Annotated in this window: 16 protein-coding genes and 2 pseudogenes; 6 read left to right on the top strand and 12 right to left on the bottom strand. The window is 70.3% G+C overall.

The features are described from left to right. Positions 1-222: 222 nt before the first annotated feature. The 3 genes from ABD357_RS07345 to ABD357_RS07335 all read right to left on the bottom strand — a co-directional run bounded on the left by ABD357_RS07345 (position 223) and on the right by ABD357_RS07335 (position 1757). Positions 223-492, bottom strand: a complete 270-nt coding sequence (locus tag ABD357_RS07345; RefSeq protein ID WP_344388377.1) for a TM2 domain-containing protein — start codon at positions 490-492, stop codon at positions 223-225. A 403-nt stretch (positions 493-895) separates the two neighbouring features. Next, complete coding sequence (locus ABD357_RS07340; RefSeq protein WP_344388375.1) at positions 896-1306, bottom strand: DUF2752 domain-containing protein; 411 nt, start codon at positions 1304-1306, stop codon at positions 896-898. Then, positions 1296-1757, bottom strand: a complete 462-nt coding sequence (locus tag ABD357_RS07335; RefSeq protein ID WP_344388372.1) for a TM2 domain-containing protein — start codon at positions 1755-1757, stop codon at positions 1296-1298. The genes ABD357_RS07340 and ABD357_RS07335 overlap by 11 nt, the downstream gene beginning before the upstream one ends. A 228-nt stretch (positions 1758-1985) precedes the next feature. On the opposite strand from ABD357_RS07335, the gene ABD357_RS07330 reads away from it, so the two are divergent. Both ABD357_RS07330 and ABD357_RS45000 read left to right on the top strand, forming a co-directional pair. Beyond that, the gene (locus tag ABD357_RS07330; RefSeq protein ID WP_344388369.1) at positions 1986-2783 is read left to right on the top strand and encodes a hypothetical protein; all 798 of its coding nucleotides are present in this window, start codon (positions 1986-1988) and stop codon (positions 2781-2783) included. 123 nt (positions 2784-2906) lie between these two features. Then, positions 2907-2981, top strand: a pseudogene (locus ABD357_RS45000) (type II toxin-antitoxin system RelE/ParE family toxin); the annotation flags it as partial. Positions 2982-3040: 59 nt separating this feature from the next. Here the strand turns inward: ABD357_RS45000 and ABD357_RS07320 are convergent. Both ABD357_RS07320 and ABD357_RS07315 read right to left on the bottom strand, forming a co-directional pair. Beyond that, positions 3041-4429, bottom strand: a complete 1389-nt coding sequence (locus tag ABD357_RS07320; RefSeq protein WP_344388393.1) for a sensor histidine kinase — start codon at positions 4427-4429, stop codon at positions 3041-3043. Positions 4430-4497: 68 nt separating this feature from the next. Next, positions 4498-5187 carry a response regulator transcription factor gene (locus ABD357_RS07315; protein WP_344388392.1) on the bottom strand — a complete coding sequence of 230 codons (690 nt, stop codon included), beginning with the start codon at positions 5185-5187 and terminating at the stop codon, positions 4498-4500. Between the two features lie 219 nt (positions 5188-5406). On the opposite strand from ABD357_RS07315, the gene ABD357_RS07310 reads away from it, so the two are divergent. Further along, a complete protein-coding gene (locus tag ABD357_RS07310; protein ID WP_344388390.1) occupies positions 5407-7848 on the top strand; it encodes an MMPL family transporter in 2442 nt (813 codons plus the stop codon). Between the two features lie 84 nt (positions 7849-7932). Here the strand turns inward: ABD357_RS07310 and ABD357_RS07305 are convergent. From ABD357_RS07305 to ABD357_RS07295, 3 genes and pseudogenes are all read right to left on the bottom strand, one after another. Next, a pseudogene (locus ABD357_RS07305) lies at positions 7933-8118 on the bottom strand (TetR/AcrR family transcriptional regulator); the annotation flags it as partial. Between the two features lie 73 nt (positions 8119-8191). Continuing rightward, a complete protein-coding gene (locus tag ABD357_RS07300) occupies positions 8192-9577 on the bottom strand; it encodes a metallophosphoesterase (RefSeq protein WP_344388367.1) in 1386 nt (461 codons plus the stop codon). A 12-nt stretch (positions 9578-9589) separates the two neighbouring features. Beyond that, positions 9590-9832 carry an SCO4848 family membrane protein gene (locus ABD357_RS07295; RefSeq protein WP_033325322.1) on the bottom strand — a complete coding sequence of 81 codons (243 nt, stop codon included), beginning with the start codon at positions 9830-9832 and terminating at the stop codon, positions 9590-9592. Positions 9833-9968: 136 nt separating this feature from the next. Between ABD357_RS07295 and ABD357_RS07290 the strand changes: the two genes are divergently transcribed. Further along, positions 9969-11291 carry a D-alanyl-D-alanine carboxypeptidase family protein gene (locus tag ABD357_RS07290; protein WP_344388366.1) on the top strand — a complete coding sequence of 441 codons (1323 nt, stop codon included), beginning with the start codon at positions 9969-9971 and terminating at the stop codon, positions 11289-11291. On the opposite strand, the gene ABD357_RS07285 is transcribed toward ABD357_RS07290, so the two are convergent. The 3 genes from ABD357_RS07285 to ABD357_RS07275 all read right to left on the bottom strand — a co-directional run bounded on the left by ABD357_RS07285 (position 11239) and on the right by ABD357_RS07275 (position 13888). Continuing rightward, complete coding sequence (locus ABD357_RS07285) at positions 11239-12270, bottom strand: YihY/virulence factor BrkB family protein (protein WP_344388364.1); 1032 nt, start codon at positions 12268-12270, stop codon at positions 11239-11241. The genes ABD357_RS07290 and ABD357_RS07285 overlap by 53 nt on opposite strands. 152 nt (positions 12271-12422) lie before the next feature. After that, positions 12423-13361 (bottom strand): decaprenyl-phosphate phosphoribosyltransferase, encoded by a 939-nt coding sequence (locus ABD357_RS07280; RefSeq protein WP_344388363.1) that lies wholly within the window; start codon positions 13359-13361, stop codon positions 12423-12425. Between the two features lie 2 nt (positions 13362-13363). Continuing rightward, positions 13364-13888 carry a phosphatase PAP2 family protein gene (locus ABD357_RS07275; RefSeq protein ID WP_344388361.1) on the bottom strand — a complete coding sequence of 175 codons (525 nt, stop codon included), beginning with the start codon at positions 13886-13888 and terminating at the stop codon, positions 13364-13366. A 143-nt stretch (positions 13889-14031) separates the two neighbouring features. On the opposite strand from ABD357_RS07275, the gene dprE1 reads away from it, so the two are divergent. Both dprE1 and dprE2 read left to right on the top strand, forming a co-directional pair. Further along, positions 14032-15423 carry a decaprenylphosphoryl-beta-D-ribose oxidase gene (dprE1, locus tag ABD357_RS07270; RefSeq protein WP_344388359.1) on the top strand — a complete coding sequence of 464 codons (1392 nt, stop codon included), beginning with the start codon at positions 14032-14034 and terminating at the stop codon, positions 15421-15423. Positions 15424-15475: 52 nt separating this feature from the next. Continuing rightward, positions 15476-16231 (top strand): decaprenylphospho-beta-D-erythro-pentofuranosid-2-ulose 2-reductase, encoded by a 756-nt coding sequence (gene dprE2 / locus ABD357_RS07265; protein ID WP_344388358.1) that lies wholly within the window; start codon positions 15476-15478, stop codon positions 16229-16231. A 33-nt stretch (positions 16232-16264) separates the two neighbouring features. On the opposite strand, the gene ABD357_RS07260 is transcribed toward dprE2, so the two are convergent. After that, positions 16265-16849, bottom strand: coding sequence for a 2'-5' RNA ligase family protein (locus ABD357_RS07260; protein ID WP_344388356.1), 585 nt, complete (start codon positions 16847-16849; stop codon positions 16265-16267). Between the last annotated feature and the right edge of the window lie 71 nt (positions 16850-16920).

Raw genomic sequence — 16920 nt, 5'->3', positions numbered from 1 at the left:
GCCAAGACCAGCCTCCAACACCAGCTCACCGGCGCCGCCGTCAACCTCATCCGCATCAACGCCTGGCTCACCGACCAACCCCACGCACGAACTCGCACCAACCCCCTGACAGCACTTCGCCCCGCCGCATAACGACGGGGCGAAGCAACCAGGCCCGAATTAACCAACAGCATCCCCAGTCGGAGACGGGGCCCTCGGCGTACTGCGGGTTGTGAGCGGGTGTCAGCCGCGCAGCACCCGGCCCTGCTTGTCGGTGCGGTCGTTGCTCGTGAAGAACAGGATCGCGTCGATCAGAGCCCAGAATCCGAGCCCACCGCAAGTGAGGAGCTGAGCGACGCCCACGCCGACGGAACCGACGTAGAACCGGCCGATGCCCAGCGTGCCCAGGAAGAGCTGGAGGATGCCCGCGATGACCTTGGACTTGTCGGAGTACGGGCGGCCCTGCGGGTCGTAGCCGAACGGGGCGTCAGGTGTGGGGACGGGGACAGACATGCGAGTTGCTCCTGGCGTACAGAGGATTGAGGAACGAAATGTTCCGAGCGGTCGCCGGAGGAAACCCGCGACAAGCTGCACGCATGCGCTCGTCCCCCCTGCGGATCTTGAAGCCTAGAGGGGCGGAGGGGGCGGAGCGAGAGGGGTGAGGTGATCGTATTCGTTCCGTGACCCTTGGCCGAAAGGTCACTTGACACTTAGTGAAGTCCGGTGCGGCAAGCGCCCCTTCAGGTGCCCTGGGCGGTGACATTGTGCGGCTCGGCCGCGTGGGCGCACCCCTTCATGCAGGCGCCAGGGGACGCGCCCCTTCAGGGGCGCGGGGCTGTGTCAATTTGCGGCTCCGCCGCGTGGGCGCGACCAGCCACGACGTGCCCGCAGTCGAACTCCATGTCCGGCGGAGCGCTCAGTGAAGGTTGCGGACCACGGTCCACGCAACCGCCACGACCAGCACCAATGCCTGGGCCACGCGGCCGAGTTCGGGCCGCCACCGCCGGCCGCGCAGGCCCTCGACGCCCCACCGGGCCAGCAGGGCAAGAGCGAAAGGCGAGGCCAGCAGCAAGAGCCGGTTATCGTGCCACGCGGCGCTGAAGTGGCCGTGCATCAGGTCGTACACCATGCGAGTGCCGCCGCAGGCCGGGCAGAGCAGCCCGGTGACGAGGCGGAAGGGGCACTGGGGCAGCAGATGCCCCGGCTCGTGCGGATCGGTGCCGTAGAGATACCAGGCACCGGCGGCACCGGCGACGAACACGGCAAGCGGTGCCGTCGCCGGGTGCCGAAGTACGGATCCTGGCGCGGATCCGGACTCAGCCGCCACGCAGGACCCGCCCTTGGGAGTCCGTGTTGTTACTGCCGGTCAGCAGGATGATGCCGTCGATCAGCGACCAGATGCCGAGGCCGCCGCAGGTGAAGAGCTGGGCGATACCGATACCCACGCTGCCGATGTAGAACCGGCCGATGCCCAGCGTGCCCAGCGTCAGCTGGAGCACTCCGGCGACGACCTTGGACTTGTCGGAGTACGGCCGCCCCATGGGGTCGTAGCCGTACGGGGCGTTCGGGTCGCCCGTGTACATGCCGGGCTGCGGCGGCATGGCACCGGGCGGCGGGTAACCGCCGCCCTGCGGGTAACCGTAGCCGGGCTGCTGCTGGTACGGGCCCTGCTGCTGCCCGCCGGCATAAGGGTTCTGCCCCTGACCAGGATTGGGGCTGGCGTTCGGATACCCGTACCCCGGCGGCTGGTTCGGGGGCTGCGGGGGCTGCTCAGTCAAGGCGACGACTCCTGTGTTCCGGTGCTCCGGTTGACCCGGTACGCGAGAAAATAGACACGACCGCTCGTCATGTTGTCAGGCTGGACCGGGCGAGGGCCAGCCTGAGTTGCGACTTGCCCGTACAAATGGCCACGTCCTCCTGTAGGGGCGGCTGCGTTGGCCTCTCAACTTCCGTGCGCACATGCCGAGTTGCTGTGACTGACGGGACTCTTGTTACAGACTGGGCCCATGGCATCCCTGAGGAAGACCGCCGCCGCGTTGGCAGCCGCCGCGGCAGCGCTGTTCGCGATACCCCCCACGGCCTCGGCAGGCCCCGCCCCGCACGACAGGCACGACGCGCACGGCACGCTCGTACGGGAGAACTTCAACCGCCTCCCCCTCGGCCCGGTCACCGCGGGCCGCGGCTGGACCACCGACGCGGAAGGGGGCACGCTGGCCGTCGCGCCCAGCTCCACCGGCCACGGCCGCGAACTCCGTATCCGTACGGAAGGCAACGGCCACGCCTTCCTCGTCCTTGACGACCTCACCCTGCCAGGCAACAGCGCCTGGGCCCGCATGCGCCTGCGCGTGGCCGACTACCCCACAGCCCCCGACTGGGCCCACTGGACCCTCGCGGAGGCATCCGGCTCCGACTCCCCCACCCTGGTCCGCCCGCTCGGCGGGCAGTACGTCCCCACCGAGAACGCCAACTTCTTCGGCGTCGGCTCGGACCTGGGCCCCACCGGCGACTGGACGGCATGGAAGACCTCCTCCCCCGCGACGGCCGGAAAGTGGCAGTGCGTCGAGTTCCACCTGGACGCCACGGACAATCGCGTCACGGTCTACCTGGACGGCGTCGAACAACCCGACCTGACGGTCTCCACCAAGAACCACGGCGGCACCGAGGACGACTTCGTCTTCCCGACCTTCGACAAGCTGAAGCTGGGCTGGCAGCTCTACCAGTCCGACCCGACGCCGTCTTCGTACGACCTCCGTCTGGACGACATCGCCCTCAGCACCCGGCGCGTGGGCGGCTGCGGGGCCTGAGCCCGGCGTCGCCGCGGGGCTGAACAGGATGAGGACAAGGGGAGTGACCGGGATCTTCCCGATGGAACCGGCCGCGGGCTGAGTTCCGCGCGGCCAGCTCCGTCAGCGGCGATCACTCGATCGGGTGACCTCGGACGTCCGCTGGTGGACCGGATCAAGGGTTCGGCCCTGCACCACCTCAAGGAGCTACGCCCTGGCTGGACCACCTGGCCCGGCGCCGGAAGAGGGAGGAACAAAAGTGACCAGGCCCACGGCCCTCAGCCGCCCGGCCCGCTCGGCAGTGTCACCGTCACCGCCAGCCCCTTGCCCGGAGCCGTCCGGACCGCGACCTCGCCGCCATGTGCGGTCACCACGCCCTGCACGATCGCCATTCCAAGGCCGCTGCCCGCGCCGCCGCCCGCCCGGAAGAACCGGTCGAAGATCCGTGCCGCGTCTTCCTCCGCGAGCCCCGGCCCTTCGTCCGCGACGCACAGTCGTACGACCCCGTCCTGGCGCTCCAGAGCGAGGGTGGCCGGTACATCGGCGGGCGTGTGCGTGCGTATGTTGCCGACGAGGTTGCCGAGGACCTTCCGCAGCCCCGACTCGTCGGCCTGGACGAGGAGAGCACCGTCGGCGTCCACCTTGACCTGCCGGTCGGGCTGCTGGGCCCGCAGGTCCTCGGCGGCGTCGCGCACGAGACGGCTCAAGTCGACGTTCTTGAAGCGCAGTTCGGGCTGCTGGTCGAGGCGCGCCAGGGTGAGCAGCTCGTCGACGAGGCGGCCCATGCGGTCGGCCTCGCAGTTCATCCGGTCCCAGGCCCGCTTGCGCTGGACCGGATCGCGCAGCATCCCCTTGTCGTACAGCTGGAGATAGCCGCGGATCGCCGACAGCGGCGTACGCAGCTCGTGTGAGGCGTCCGCGACGAAACGGCGCAGCTGGGCCGCGCTGCGCTCGCGCGTGCGGTACGCCGACTCGACCTGGTGCAGCATCGAGTTGAGGGCGAGCCGCAACTGCTCGACCTCCTCGGTGGGATGCCGGCTGGAGGGCACCCGGCGGGTCAGATCCCCCTCGGCTATCGCCGACGAGGTCTCCACCATGTCCTCCAGGGGGCGCATCCGGCGCCGCACGCTGAGCATCGTCAGTATGCCGAGCAGTGCGAGCAGCAGGGCGCCGACGGTGAAGTCGAGCACGGCCGCCTTGCGGATCACCTCGTGCACGGACCCGGTCGACCTGGCCATCAGCACCGTCGTGCCGTCGGCCAGGGGCGCGGCGGAGACCCGGTAGGGGGTGCCGTCCAGTCTGAGGTCGTGCGGTTCCTCGTCGCCGATGAGGGCGGCCGGATCGTCCACCGCCGCGGCGAGCGCGCGCTGGGTTTCGGTGGGCGCGAAGGGTCCGATGGCCGCAGGACGCCCCTGATCGTCCACCGCCACGAAGATGCCGTCCTGCACCCACGAGTCGGCGTCCGCCTCCTTGTCGGAGGGGGTGGGCGAGATCCGGGCGCGTACGGCGGCCAGGGCGCTCAGAGAGTCGACCTGCTCGAGGGTGAGCTTGGAGTCCCCGATCGAGTCGCGGGTCGCCATCAGCTGGGTGTCGACGCTGTCCAGCAGGTAGGTCCGCATGCCCATCAGGCTCACCGCGGTCGCCACGACGATGCCCAGCGCCAGCATCGCCACGTTCGCCAGCGTCAGCCGGCCGCGCAGTGAGTGGCTGCCTTTGCGGCAACGGCCCCTGATGGTCACGCGAGCCCGTATCCCACGCCTCGGCGGGTCGTGATCACGGGTGCGCCGAGGGCGTCGAGCTTGCGCCGCAGATAGCTGATGTACGTCTCCACGACGGTCGACTCGGCCGAGTGCTCGTACTGCCAGACGTGGCGCAGGAGTTGCTCCTTGGGCACGATTCGCCCCTCGTTGCGCACCAGGAAGCGCAGCAGCGCGTACTCCGTCGGGGTGAGCTCCACCGAGCGGCCCGCGCGGTGCACGGAGTACGTCGTCTCGTCCAGCTCCAGGTCGCCGTAGCGCAGGGGCGGGCGCTGGGGGAGGACGTCGGCGGGGCGGGTGCGGCGCAGGACCGCGGTGATCCGGGCGACGACCTCGTCGATGTTGAACGGCTTGGTGATGTAGTCGTCACCGAAGCCGAGCGCGCCGACGATCTCCGCGGGCGCGTCCCGCGCGGTCAGGAACACCAGCGCCAGGTCCGGCTGGCGCTCGCGCAGTTCGCGGCCCAGCGCCCGGCCGTCGCCGTCCGGCAGCATCACGTCGAGGAGCGCGGCGTCGGGGCGCGTGCGCTCGGCGAGGGTGAGCGCGCCCCGGACGGTGCCCGCCGTCATCACCTCGAAGCGGTGGTAGCGCAGGGCGATGGCCAGGACGTCGGCGATGCTCGGCTCGTCCTCGACGACCAGGACGGTGGCCCCCTCGTGCACGCCCATGTCGCCGGCCTCCCCCTCGTGCCCCATGTGAGCGGTCATGTCCCCAGTATCGGCCGGGGCACTGACATCGGGGCCGTCGCCCTCTTTGGAGTTCCTTGAGAGTCATGGCCCTGCCGTGTCCACGCCCGCACCGCGCCGTCAATGCTGAGCCGCAGGACCTGGGGGACCAACCGACCGACAAACCGACCGACAACAAAGGAGCGTTGAGGCGTGGCGACATTGGCACGCTGGTGCTATCGGCACCGGCTGGTGGTCCTGTTGCTGTGGGTGGGGGCACTGTTCGGCGTGGGCTTCGCGGGGTCCGCCGCGGGCACGGACTACGCGAACAGCTTCTCCCTCCCGAACACGGACTCCACACGCGCGTACGACCTGATGGAGAAGGCCTTCCCGCAGAGCTCGGGCGACACCGACACGGTGGTGTGGAAGGTCGACGACGGCACGGTACGGGACGAGTCCGTACGCTCCCGGATCGAGCCCGCGCTCGAAGAGATAGGGCGGATGGAGGGCGTCGGCGAGGTCAGCAGCCCGTACGCCGCGCAGGGGGCCGCACAGATCAGTGAGAACGGGCGGATCGCCTATGCCCAGGTGACCTTCACCGAGCAGGCGAACTCCGTGCCCAAGGAACTGGTCGAGGACGTCGTCGACACGGCGCAGGACGCCGAACGCGCCGGTCTCCAGGTGGAGCTGGGCGGCCAGGCGATCACCCGCGTCCAGGAGCCGCCCACCGGCATCGCCGAGCTGGTCGGCATCGTGGCCGCGGCCGTGGTCCTCTTCATCGCCTTCGGCTCGCTCTTCGCGATGCTGCTGCCGCTCGTCGTCGCGATCGCGGCGCTCGGCACAGGGCTGATGGCGACCTCGCTGCTCAGCCATGTCACCGACGTACCCGAAGTCGCCCCGCTGCTCGGCTCGTTGATCGGCCTCGGCGTCGGTATCGACTACGCGCTGTTCATCGTGACCCGGCACCGGAAGGGCATCCTGCGCGGGATGAAACCCGAGGAGGCGGCCGTCACGGCCCTCAACACCTCGGGCCGGGCGGTGCTGTTCGCGGGCGGCACGGTGTGCATCGCGCTCGCCGGAATGCTGGTGATGAACATGCGGTTCCTGGACGGCGTGGTCATCGCGACCTCGCTGACGGTCGTCCTGAGCGTCCTGGCCGCGACTACCCTGCTGCCCGCACTCCTGGGACTGCTCGGCATGCGCGTCCTCAGCCGCAGGCAGCGGCGCCGGCTCGCCGCCGCGGGACCGGAGTCCGAGGAGGCGAGCGGCCTTGCGGCACGCTGGTCCGCGTTTGTCGAGAGGCGCCCGCGCTCGGTCGCCGTCACGGCACTGATCGCGATGATGATCCTGGCGCTGCCCGTCCTGTCGCTCCGGCTCGGCGCCACCGACCAGGGCAACCACCAGGAGTCGACGACCACACGACAGGCGTACGACCTGCTCGCCGAGGGCTTCGGGCCCGGCTTCAACGGCCCGCTCCAGGTCGTCGCGGAACGCGGTGAGACGGACGCGCTCGTCTCGGCCATCCGCTCGACCGAGGGTGTCGCACAGGTCGCAGCCGCGCCGCCCGCCCAGGGCATCACGGTGATCCAGGTCGTGCCGACCACATCACCGCAGTCCGAGCAGACGGACCAGCTGATCGACCGGCTGCGGGACGACGTGATCCCGGAGTCCGGGACCGAGGCCCATGTGGGCGGAGTGACCGCCGTCTTCAAGGACTTCGCGTCCGTGACCGGCGACCGGCTGCCGTACTTCATCGCGGCGATCATCACGCTCGGTTTCCTGCTCCTCCTGGTGGCCTTCCGCTCCCTGGTGGTGCCGCTGACGGCCGCCCTGATGAACCTGATCGCGGCCGCCGCGTCGTTCGGTGTGCTGGTGGCGATCTTCCAGTGGGGCTGGGGTACGGAACTCCTCGGCCTCGGCAAGGAAGGACCGATCACCGCCTTCCTGCCGGTCATCATGCTGTCACTGCTCTTCGGTCTTTCGATGGACTACCAAGTGTTCCTGGTGAGCCGGATGCACGAGGAGTGGGTGCACACCAAGGACAACGCTCGGGCGGTCCGGGTGGGCCTCGCCGAGACCAGCAGGGTCATCAACTGCGCTGCCCTGATCATGATCTGCGTCTTCTCGGCCTTCGTGCTCAGCGGCGACATGGAGGGCGCGATGGCGGGCATCGGGCTGGCCGCGGCGGTCGCGCTCGACGCGTTCATCCTGCGTACGGCACTGGTGCCGGCCGCGATGCACCTCCTGGGGAACTCCAACTGGTGGCTGCCGGAGGGGCTGGAGAAGCGGCTGCCGCATCTCGCGGTGGAGCCGCGGGAGGAGGCCGCCGAAGTCGGCGGGGCCGCCGAGAACGTGCTCCACGCGCGCGTGCCCGACGACAAGGGGCACTCCACGGTGGTCCACGGCTTCGTACGCGGTGCGGACGGAGGGCCGGTCGAGGGGGCCGTACTGACCCTGCACTCCAAGGGCGGTGGCCTCCGGCTCGACCAGGTGACCTCCCTGGCCGACGGCTCGTACATCGTCTCGGTGCCCGCGCCGGGCTCCTACCTCTTGTCGGCCACGGCTCCCGGGCACGCCGCCCGGGCACGCTCCGTGACGGTCGGCGAGGGGCCGTTGGTGTATGACGTGGAGCTCGCGGAGGACGAGATGGACGCGGTGAACTGACCGCGACCGATGAGTCCGATGAGTCCGATGACTTGGACGAAGGAGCCCAAGGCCCTCAGGCCTTGGGCTCCTTCGTGGGATCGGGGAGAGCCAGAGCAACTCGGGGAGGATGTCCCGCAGTTCGGCCGGAAACTTGGCCCTGGAGCCGACGAGTACTTCTCGGCAGACGCTGATCGCCTCCACGTGCGCATGCTCCGGCTCCTGGGAGAAGGGACTGAGCGGGCTGTCGGGATGAGCGGCGTTCTTGAAGAACTGCACCACCACCTGGTGTTCGGCGCGGACCGGCCGGCCCGGCTCCCAGCACTCCTCCCCCACTCTCGGCTTCTTACCGGATCCGAGGCGGTCAGGCCTGCCTGGAGGCCAGTTCCACGACCGTGATGTCGGACGGCGCGCCCACCCGCGTGGGCGGCCCCCACGCGCCGGCGCCCCTGGAAACGTACAACTGCGTGTCGCCGTAGCGCTCCAGGCCCGCGACGGTCGGGTTGGCGAGGGCCGCGACGAAGTTGCCGGGCCAGAGCTGGCCGCCGTGCGAGTGGCCGGAGAGCTGGAGGTCCACGCCGTGGTCCACGGCGTCGTGGATCTGCACCGGCTGATGGGCGAGCAGCACGCACGCGCGTGCCCGGTCGCGGTCGCCGAGCGCCTTCTCGTAGTCGGGCGCCTGCCCCTCGTCCTCACCCGTCACGTCGTTGACACCTGCGAGGTCGAAGCCGGGCAGCTCCGTGCGCACGTTCTGCATGGGCGTGATCCCCAGTTCGCGTACGTGCTCGACCCACTGTTCGACACCGGAGAAGTACTCGTGATTGCCGGTGACGAAGTACGAGCCGTGCCGCGCCTTCAACTGGGCGAGCGGCGCGGCGGCGGGCCCGAGGTCCTTCACGGAGCCGTCGACGAGATCGCCCACGACCGCGATGAGGTCCGGCTGGGTCGAGTTGATGGTGTCGACGACCCTCTGACAGAACCCAGGCCCGAGCACCGGCCCGAGGTGGATGTCGCTGACCACAGCAATCCGGAACCCGTGCGCGCTCCGCGGCAGTTTGGCCAGCGGCACGGTCACCCGCTTCACCTTCGGCCCGCGCAGCACGCCGTACGTCCCGTATCCGACCGTCCCGAGCGCGGCGGCGGCAGCAGCGCCACCGACCACACGGGAGACGAAGAGGCGCCGGGAGGGCCCACTGGCGGCGGCGCCGGACGTGGCGGCGGACGTGACCGTGGCGTCCGAACCGTCGTCAGGAGTGCCGTCGCCCTCGGCGCCCTCGCCCTCGCCCTCGCCCTCGCCCTCGGAAACAGGCTCCATCGCGCCGGCCCCGGCTTGCCCGGCCCCCGCCCCCACGACGGCATCGGGCGCGGCAACCGCCACCGGCTCGCGCTCGCCCACCGCCTCGGGTGCTGCGGGTGCCTCAGGCGCTGAACGCCGCTCGACGACCCGCCGTACGAGGGGCCGTACGACCTCTCCGACGAGCAACGCGAGCAGGAGATAGAGCACGATCGCCAGCCACAGGAACCCCGGCCATCCCAACACCTGTTGGAGCCAGAACGGCGCCCCGCCCCGCTCGGCGGTCATCGCCGCGACGAAGAGCAGCGGCCCGGCGATGAACACCGCCGCGCCCACGCGCCGGGCGGTCCCAGGACCGGTCGTCGTGTCGCGCACCAGGCGCCGCCACATGTACCAGTGGACCGCGCCGAAGAGGGCCAGAACCAGCAGGATGATGAGCACAAAGACGAAGGCCACGCGGAGCTCCCGTTATGACGTGCGGTGAATGGCGCGAACTCCGCGCAACCCGATGAACCCGACGACCGTCCCAAGGACAAAGGAGACAACGGCGAGCGTCAGGTGCACCCAGAAGTACCCGGTCGGATCGCCCGCGTCGTCGAAGGCGAGCCCACTCCCGTCCGCCCAGAGATTCTTGACGAAAGTGATCCAGATGACCCAGCTCCACACCCCGAAGGCGAGCAGGAACCAGGAGACGGGACGGCTGAGCTTCATACGTTCAGTATCGCTGCCGTCGAGTGGTGACCGCGTCCGGGGTGAGGAGACCCACAGCGGAGTGGGCCACAGTGCAGAGGGCGGCGGCGGAGAGGGCGGTGCGAGTTCCCGTCCGCGGCCAGGTACGTTCTCGTCTGTGTCCGCCATGAAAAAGACCGCCAAGTCCTCCTTGCTGGTCACCTCCGCCACGCTGTTCAGCTTGTCGCTCACCGCGACCGCGATCGCCACCGGGCCCGCTGTCGCGGACGGAACGCCGACACCGAGTCAGAAAGCGTCCCCGAAGGCCAGCACATCGCCCACCGCCACGCCCCCGGCGGACATGTCGACCGTGGGCGGCGCCCAACTGGGCAAGGCGGGCACCCAGGTGAACCTCGGCAGCGGCGCGCCGGTGCTTCCGAAGGATCTGAGCGCGCGCTCCTGGGTCGTCGCGGACGCCGAGTCCGGCGATGTGCTGGCAGCGCACAACGCGCACTGGCGGCTGGCTCCGGCGAGCACCCTGAAGATGCTGTTCGCGGACGCGCTGCTGCCGAAGTTCAGCCAGAGGGAGGAGAAGCACAAGGTGGTGCCCTCCGATCTGGCGGGCATCGGTCCGGGCTCCAGCGTGGTCGGCATCAAGGAGGATGAGACGTACACGGTCAAGGATCTCTGGCTCGGCGTCTTCCTCGCCTCCGGCAACGACGCGGTACGCGTCCTGTCCGCGATGAACGGGGGCGTCGACCAGACGGTCCAGGACATGAACGCGCACGCCGAGGAACTCCAGGCCCTCGACACGCACGTGGTCAGTCCCGACGGCTACGACGAGGTGGGGCAGGTGTCGTCGGCGTACGACCTGACCCTCATCGCCCGCTCCGGACTGCAGAAGAAGGACTTCCGGGAATACTCCTCGACCGTGCGCGCCAAGTTCCCGGGCGAGACGAAGAAGAACAAGAAGGGCAAGACGACCCGCACGTCCTTCGAGATCCAGAACACCAACCGGCTGCTGACGGGCGACTACGGCCTCGATGTCTACAAGGGCATCGCGGGCGTGAAGAACGGCAACACCACGAACGCGGGCTCCACCTTCACCGGGGTCGCCGAACGCGACGGCAAGGTGCTGCTCGTCACGGTCATGAACCCCGAGAAGGAGGAGGCCAACGAGGTCTACAAGGAGACCGCTCGCCTTCTCGACTGGGGTTTCCAGGCGGCGGACAAGGTCGAGCCGGTGGGTGAGCTGGTGCCGCCGAAGAGCGCGGACACCGGTACGGGGGCGCAGCCGGACGCGGAGGCCTCCGGTGAGGCGGGCGGCAGCTCGGGTGACGGCAGCCCCGTCGCCGCCTCGGCGCAGGAGCCGGGTTCGGGCGGCGTCGGTGTCGCGCTGGGCATCACCGGGGGTGTGCTTGTGCTCCTCGCCGGCGGGGCGTTCCTCGTCAACCGCCGCTGGCCGCTGCCCGACCTGGTGCGCCGCCGGCCGCGCCGCTGACGTCCGTCTTGCCGGCCTCGGGCTTGCCGGTGTGCGCGGCAACTTCCGCGGCCTCGTCGGCATCCGCGCCGGCTTCCTCCGAGGACTCCCCGGAGTCCTCGGCCTCCTCGGAGTCCTCGGCGTCCAGGGACTCGTTCTTCTGCGCCGCCGTCCAGGCGGCGCAGAAGAGCACCAGTTTCGCGGTGAAATTGATCCACAGCAGCAGTGCGACGGGCACGCCGAAGGCGCCGTACATGCTCTTCGAGGCGACGCCGCTGATATAGCCGCTGAGCAGCAGCTTCAGCAGCTCGAACCCGGCGGCGCCGATCAGCGCGGCGGTGAACAGCCGGCGGCGGGGCGGCTCGACGCCGGGCAGCAGCGTCAGGACGTACAGCAGGAGCAGGAAGTCGGCCAGGACGGCGATGGCGAACGCGGCGGTCTGCAGCAGCGCGCCACCCCAGCCTGCCTCGTCGATGCCGAGTTGCCGCGCGGTCCAGCCGACCATCGTCGCCGCGACGGCGGACGTGACGATCGTGACGAGTACGGCACCACCGAGACCGACCAGAACCCCGGCGTCCTTGGCTTTGCGCAGTACGGGGTTCTCGTCGGGCTCGGGCAGCTCCCACACCGCCCGCAGGCACTCGCGCATGGAACCGACCCAGCCGATGCCGGTGAACAGCAGCAAGGCGCCCGCGATGAGGCCGACGGTGCCGGCGTTGTTCACCAGGCCGCCGATGTCCAACTGATCGGAGATGCCCGGGATCTGCTCGGCGATCTTGTCCTCGAGCTCTTGCTGCCCTTTCTCGTCGAGGGTCGCGGCGGCCACCGCGGCGGCGACGGTGATCAGCGGGAAGAGCGAGACGAAGCTGATGAAGGTCATCGCGGCGGCGAGCCGCGTCCACTTCACACGGTCCAGGCGTTCGTACGAGCGCCACGCGTGCGTTGCCATCAGACGCGTGACGACCGGCCCGATGCCGGGGAGCCTCTTCAGCCAGTCCATGATCCGAACATGCCCCCTTTGCCGACGCCCAATGTCCGGGTACCCCGAACCCGTGGAAAGCACAGAAAGAGCGGCACAGGGGCGAGGGCCAGACGGTCCCGTACGGTCGCGGCCCTCGTGTGGCCGCGTTCTCGTATGCCCGGTGCCGTGACTCACCAGTCGGCCACCTCCAGGGCGTACATCCCGAGCCACGCCCCGCCGATCAGGGCAAGCGGACGGTCGCGCAGGACGACCTCTTCGGGCTCGCCCGCGGAGCCGCGGTCGGCGAAGACGGCGTACCGGAGGACGGCGAGGACGAAGGCGGCCATCGACAGCTGCCGCCAGGGCAGCACGCCGGTGTGCGGCAGGCCGCCCTCCTCCAGGGCCCACAGGCAGTAGCCGAGGACGGCGACGCCGGCCGCGAGCTGCCAGACGAACCGGAGGTAGCCAGTGGTGTATTCGGTGAGCAACGCGCGCGTGGCGCCCGCTTTTCCGGCCATCCGCACTGCTTCGGAGTACCGCTTGGCGGCGACCATGAACAGCGCACCGAAGCCCGTGGTGATCAGGAACCAGCGCGACAGCGGGATGCCGAGCGCGACCCCGCCGATCATCGCGCGCATCAGGAACCCGCTGGTCACCACGACGAGATCGACGACGAGGACGTGCTTGAGGCTGACGCAGTACGCCAGTTGCATGCCCAGGTAGGCGATCAGCAGCGCCGCGGTGGCCGGCGAGCACAGGACCACGGCGCCGGCCGGAGCGACGACGGCGAGGGCGGCCCCGACGGCGTACGCGAGCGGTACGGGCACCTGTCCTGCAGCGATAGGGCGATGGCGCTTGACCGGGTGGGCTCGGTCGGCGTCCGCGTCCCGTGCGTCGTTGATCAGGTACACGGCGGCGGCGCAGGTGGTGAACAGTACGAAGCAGAGCGCCACCTGGGTGAACGCGTGATGCGAGAAGAGATCGCCCGCAGCGGCCGGGGCGGCGACCACAAGGATGTTTTTGACCCACTGTCTGGGACGGGCGGCCCAGAACAGGCCTCTTAGGAGGCCGATTTTCTGCGGGCCGGGCTGCGGCTGTGGCGTGCCCTCCAGGAGGGTCGTTTCCGTCATGGTCACGGCCTCCTGGTGTTCGCGAGGCGGGGCGTCAGCATCCAGCGGGAGCCGAGCCGGGCGGTGAGCGCGCCGAGGGCCGCGCCCGCCGCCACATCGGAGGGGTAGTGCACGCCGGCGACAAGCCGCGAGACGCACATCGCGGCGGCCAGCGGCGGCACCGGACGCGCGCCCAGTGCCCCATAGGCGAAGGCCGCTGCCGCTGCAGCCGTGGCGTGCACGCTGGGGAAGGAGTGCCTGCCGACGGTACGGACCAGGGGCTCAACGTGCCAGGGGCGCGGTCGGCGCACAAGCCGCTTCACGCCCATGCCGACCAGGTGCGCGCCCGCGGTCAGGACCGTGCCGCGCAGCCAGGCACCGCGCCGGTCACCGTCCACGACGGCACCCACCAGCCCGGCCGCGAGCCACAGCCCTCCGTGCTCTCCCGCCCGGGAGAGGGCACGGGCGGCGGCCGCGACCCGCGGGTCCGTACCGCAGCCGTGGAGGGCCTCCAGGAGCCGACGGTCCATGTCGTCGAGGTTGTCCATGCCGATCCACTGTTCATGGCGACCACTCGGGAGATCAGCCAATATTTGCCGACATCCCATTAATCACCCGTTTCGGCGAGAGCAGTGATGCTTCGGTTGTTTCCTTGATCAAAGGCCCACATAGGGGCGATACGGTCGCCGGTATGCCCGCCGACTCCTCGTCCGCCATCGCCTCTGCCTCCGTCTCCGATATCGCCCCCGTGCCCCTCACGGGCTGGGCCCGCACCGCCCCCACGGCCGCCCGCCTGATCCGCCCTCGTACGTACGAGGAAGCCGCGGCGGCCGTCCTGGCGTGCGGGGCCCGTGGGGGCATCGCGCGAGGGCTGGGACGCGCGTACGGGGACGCGGCGCAGAACGCGGGCGGGGCCGTGCTCGACATGACGGGTCTTGACCGGGTCCACGCGATCGACGCGGACGGCGGGACGGTCCTGTGCGACGCCGGCGTCAGTCTGCACCGGCTGATGCAGTCCCTGCTGCCGCTGGGCTGGTTCGTGCCGGTGACTCCCGGGACCCGCTATGTGACGGTCGGCGGCGCGATCGGCGCCGACATCCACGGCAAGAACCACCATGTGTCCGGGTCGTTCACCCGCCATGTGCTCGCCCTGGAACTCCTCACCGCCGACGGCGAGATCCGTACGGTGAGCCGTGGCACCCCTCTCTTCGACGCCACCGCGGGCGGCATGGGCCTGACGGGCGTCGTCCTCGCGGCGACCGTGCGCCTCCAGCCCGTGGAGACGTCGCTGATGTCGGTCGACACGGAACGCGTCAAGGACCTGGACGACTTGATGGCCCGCCTCACCGCCACCGACCACCGCTACCGCTACTCGGTCGCCTGGATCGATCTGCTCGCCCGCGGCACCTCCGTGGGGCGCTCGGTACTGACACGCGGGGACCACGCTCCTGTCGACACACTGCCCGCACGCGCGCGTAGAGACCCACTCGCGTTCCGTCCTGTTCGCTTCCCCGCCGCCCCCTCCTCCGTCCCCGAGGGCTTGCTCGGCCGCACGACGGTCGGTCTCTTCAATGAGCTCTGGTACCGGAAGTCGCCCCGCGCGCGTACCGGTGAACTGCAGACGATCTCCGCCTTCTTCCACCCCCTCGACGGCGTGCCGCACTGGAACCGCCTCTACGGGAGGGGCGGTTTCGTGCAGTACCAGTTCGTCGTCGGATACGGCCAGGAGGGCGCCCTGCGGCGCATCGTGAGCCGGATCTCGCGGCGCCGCTGCCCGTCGTTCCTGGCCGTGCTGAAGCGATTCGGGGAGGGCGATCCGGGCTGGCTGTCCTTCCCGGTGCCCGGCTGGACGCTCGCCCTCGACCTCCCCGCGAACCTGCCGGGTCTCGGCGCCTTCCTGGACGAGCTGGACGAGGAGGTCGCGGCGGCCGGCGGACGCGTCTACCTCGCGAAGGACGCCCGTTTGCGGCCCGAGCTGCTCGCCCCGATGTACCCACGGCTCGATGAATTCCGGGCGCTGCGGGCGGAGTTGGATCCGGCCGGAGTGTTCACGTCGGATCTGTCGCGGCGCCTCGGGCTGTGAGCCGTACAGGGAGTCCGGTTTTCCAACCCACTTCTACAGGAGCTCGATTTCCATGAAGGACGCCTTCGGAACCCCCCAGTCCCTGCTCATCCTCGGCGGCACATCCGAGATCGCGCTCGCCACCGCGCGCCGTCTGATCGCCCGCCGCACCCGCACCGTGTGGCTCGCGGGCCGCCCCACGTCCGCCCTGGAGACGGCCGCCTCAGGGCTGCGCGAACTCGGCGCCGACGTACGCACCGTCGCCTTCGACGCGCTCGACTCCGACTCCCACGAGTCCGCGCTCGCCCCGGTCTTCGCCGAGGGCGACATCGACATGGTGCTGCTCGCGTTCGGCATCCTGGGCGACCAGGCGCGTGACGAGAACGAGCCCGGTGCGGCGGTGCGCGTCGCGCAGACCAACTACACCGGCGCGGTCTCGGCCGGTCTGATCTGCGCCAAAGCCCTCCAGGCCCAGGGACACGGCTCCCTGGTGGTGCTCTCCTCGGTCGCCGGCGAACGCGCCCGCCGCGCCAACTTCATCTACGGCTCCAGCAAGGCAGGCCTCGACGCCTTCGCCCAGGGCCTGGGCGACGCGCTGCACGGGACGGGCGTCCACGTCATGGTCGTGCGGCCCGGATTCGTGCGCTCCCGCATGACGGCCGGCCTCCCGGAGGCTCCCCTCGCGACGACCCCGGAGGCGGTGGCGACCGCGATCGAGGTGGGCCTGCGCCGCCGCTCCGAGACGGTGTGGGTGCCGGGGTCGCTGCGCCTGGTGATGTCGGCGCTACGGCATGCGCCGAGGGCGGTGGTCAGGCGCCTGCCGGTGTAGTCGCTGCCGGGGGGACCAGACGCGCGGTTGGCTTCAGCGCGTGGGCAGCGTGGTGTCGCTCTGCGTGGGCGCGCTCGCCTGCGGAGGCACCACCACTCCTCCGAAGACGAAGTCGCGGAGCCTGCGCCACACCCCGTCGGCGCCCTGCTCGTAGAGCGAGAAGCCGGTGCAGGGCCACTCGGCCTCGTACTCGGACAGTTCCTCGTACGCCCGGTCCATCGCCTCGTCGTCGATGCCGTGCGCCACCGTCACATGGGGGTGGTACGGGAACTGCAGTTCGCGTGCCACGGGCCCGGACGCGTCCCGGACCTGCTTCTGGAGCCACGTACAGGCCTCGGCGCCCTCGACGACCTGGACGTACACGACGGGTGACAGCGGGCGGAAGGTTCCTGTGCCGCTCAGCCTCATCGGGAAGGGGCGCCCGGCCGCCGCGACCTCGACGAGATGCGCCTCGATCGCGGGCAGCGCCGAGTCGTCGACCTCCGTCGGCGGCAGCAGCGTGACATGAGTGGGGATGCCGGAAGCAGCGGCGTCGCCGAAGCCCGCGCGCCGCTCCTGGAGCAGGCTGCCGTGTGGCTCCGGGACCGCGATCGACACGCCGATCGTTACGGTCCCCACGTCGTCTCCTGTCGTTGTGCTTGCTGTTGTGCTTGCCGTTGTGGTGGTGCCTGCCATGGCGCTCCGGGTGT

The organism is Streptomyces vastus, from assembly GCF_039532825.1.
Taxonomy (GTDB): domain Bacteria; phylum Actinomycetota; class Actinomycetes; order Streptomycetales; family Streptomycetaceae; genus Streptomyces; species Streptomyces vastus.
The sequence above is the reverse complement of the archived record's forward strand: the minus strand, read 5'-3'. Positions and strand labels throughout refer to the sequence as shown.

Coding starts and splice junctions, on each gene's coding strand:
- ABD357_RS07345 (WP_344388377.1), bottom strand. CDS start 492: ATGTCTGTCCCCGTCCCCACACCTGACGCCCCGTTCGGCTACGACCCG.
- ABD357_RS07330 (WP_344388369.1), top strand. CDS start 1,986: ATGGCATCCCTGAGGAAGACCGCCGCCGCGTTGGCAGCCGCCGCGGCA.
- ABD357_RS07320 (WP_344388393.1), bottom strand. CDS start 4,429: ATGCTGGCGCTGGGCATCGTCGTGGCGACCGCGGTGAGCCTGATGGGC.
- ABD357_RS07315 (WP_344388392.1), bottom strand. CDS start 5,187: ATGGGCGTGCACGAGGGGGCCACCGTCCTGGTCGTCGAGGACGAGCCG.
- ABD357_RS07295 (WP_033325322.1), bottom strand. CDS start 9,832: ATGAAGCTCAGCCGTCCCGTCTCCTGGTTCCTGCTCGCCTTCGGGGTG.
- ABD357_RS07285 (WP_344388364.1), bottom strand. CDS start 12,270: ATGGACTGGCTGAAGAGGCTCCCCGGCATCGGGCCGGTCGTCACGCGT.
- ABD357_RS07280 (WP_344388363.1), bottom strand. CDS start 13,361: ATGACGGAAACGACCCTCCTGGAGGGCACGCCACAGCCGCAGCCCGGC.
- ABD357_RS07275 (WP_344388361.1), bottom strand. CDS start 13,888: ATGGACAACCTCGACGACATGGACCGTCGGCTCCTGGAGGCCCTCCAC.
- dprE1 (WP_344388359.1), top strand. CDS start 14,032: ATGCCCGCCGACTCCTCGTCCGCCATCGCCTCTGCCTCCGTCTCCGAT.
- dprE2 (WP_344388358.1), top strand. CDS start 15,476: ATGAAGGACGCCTTCGGAACCCCCCAGTCCCTGCTCATCCTCGGCGGC.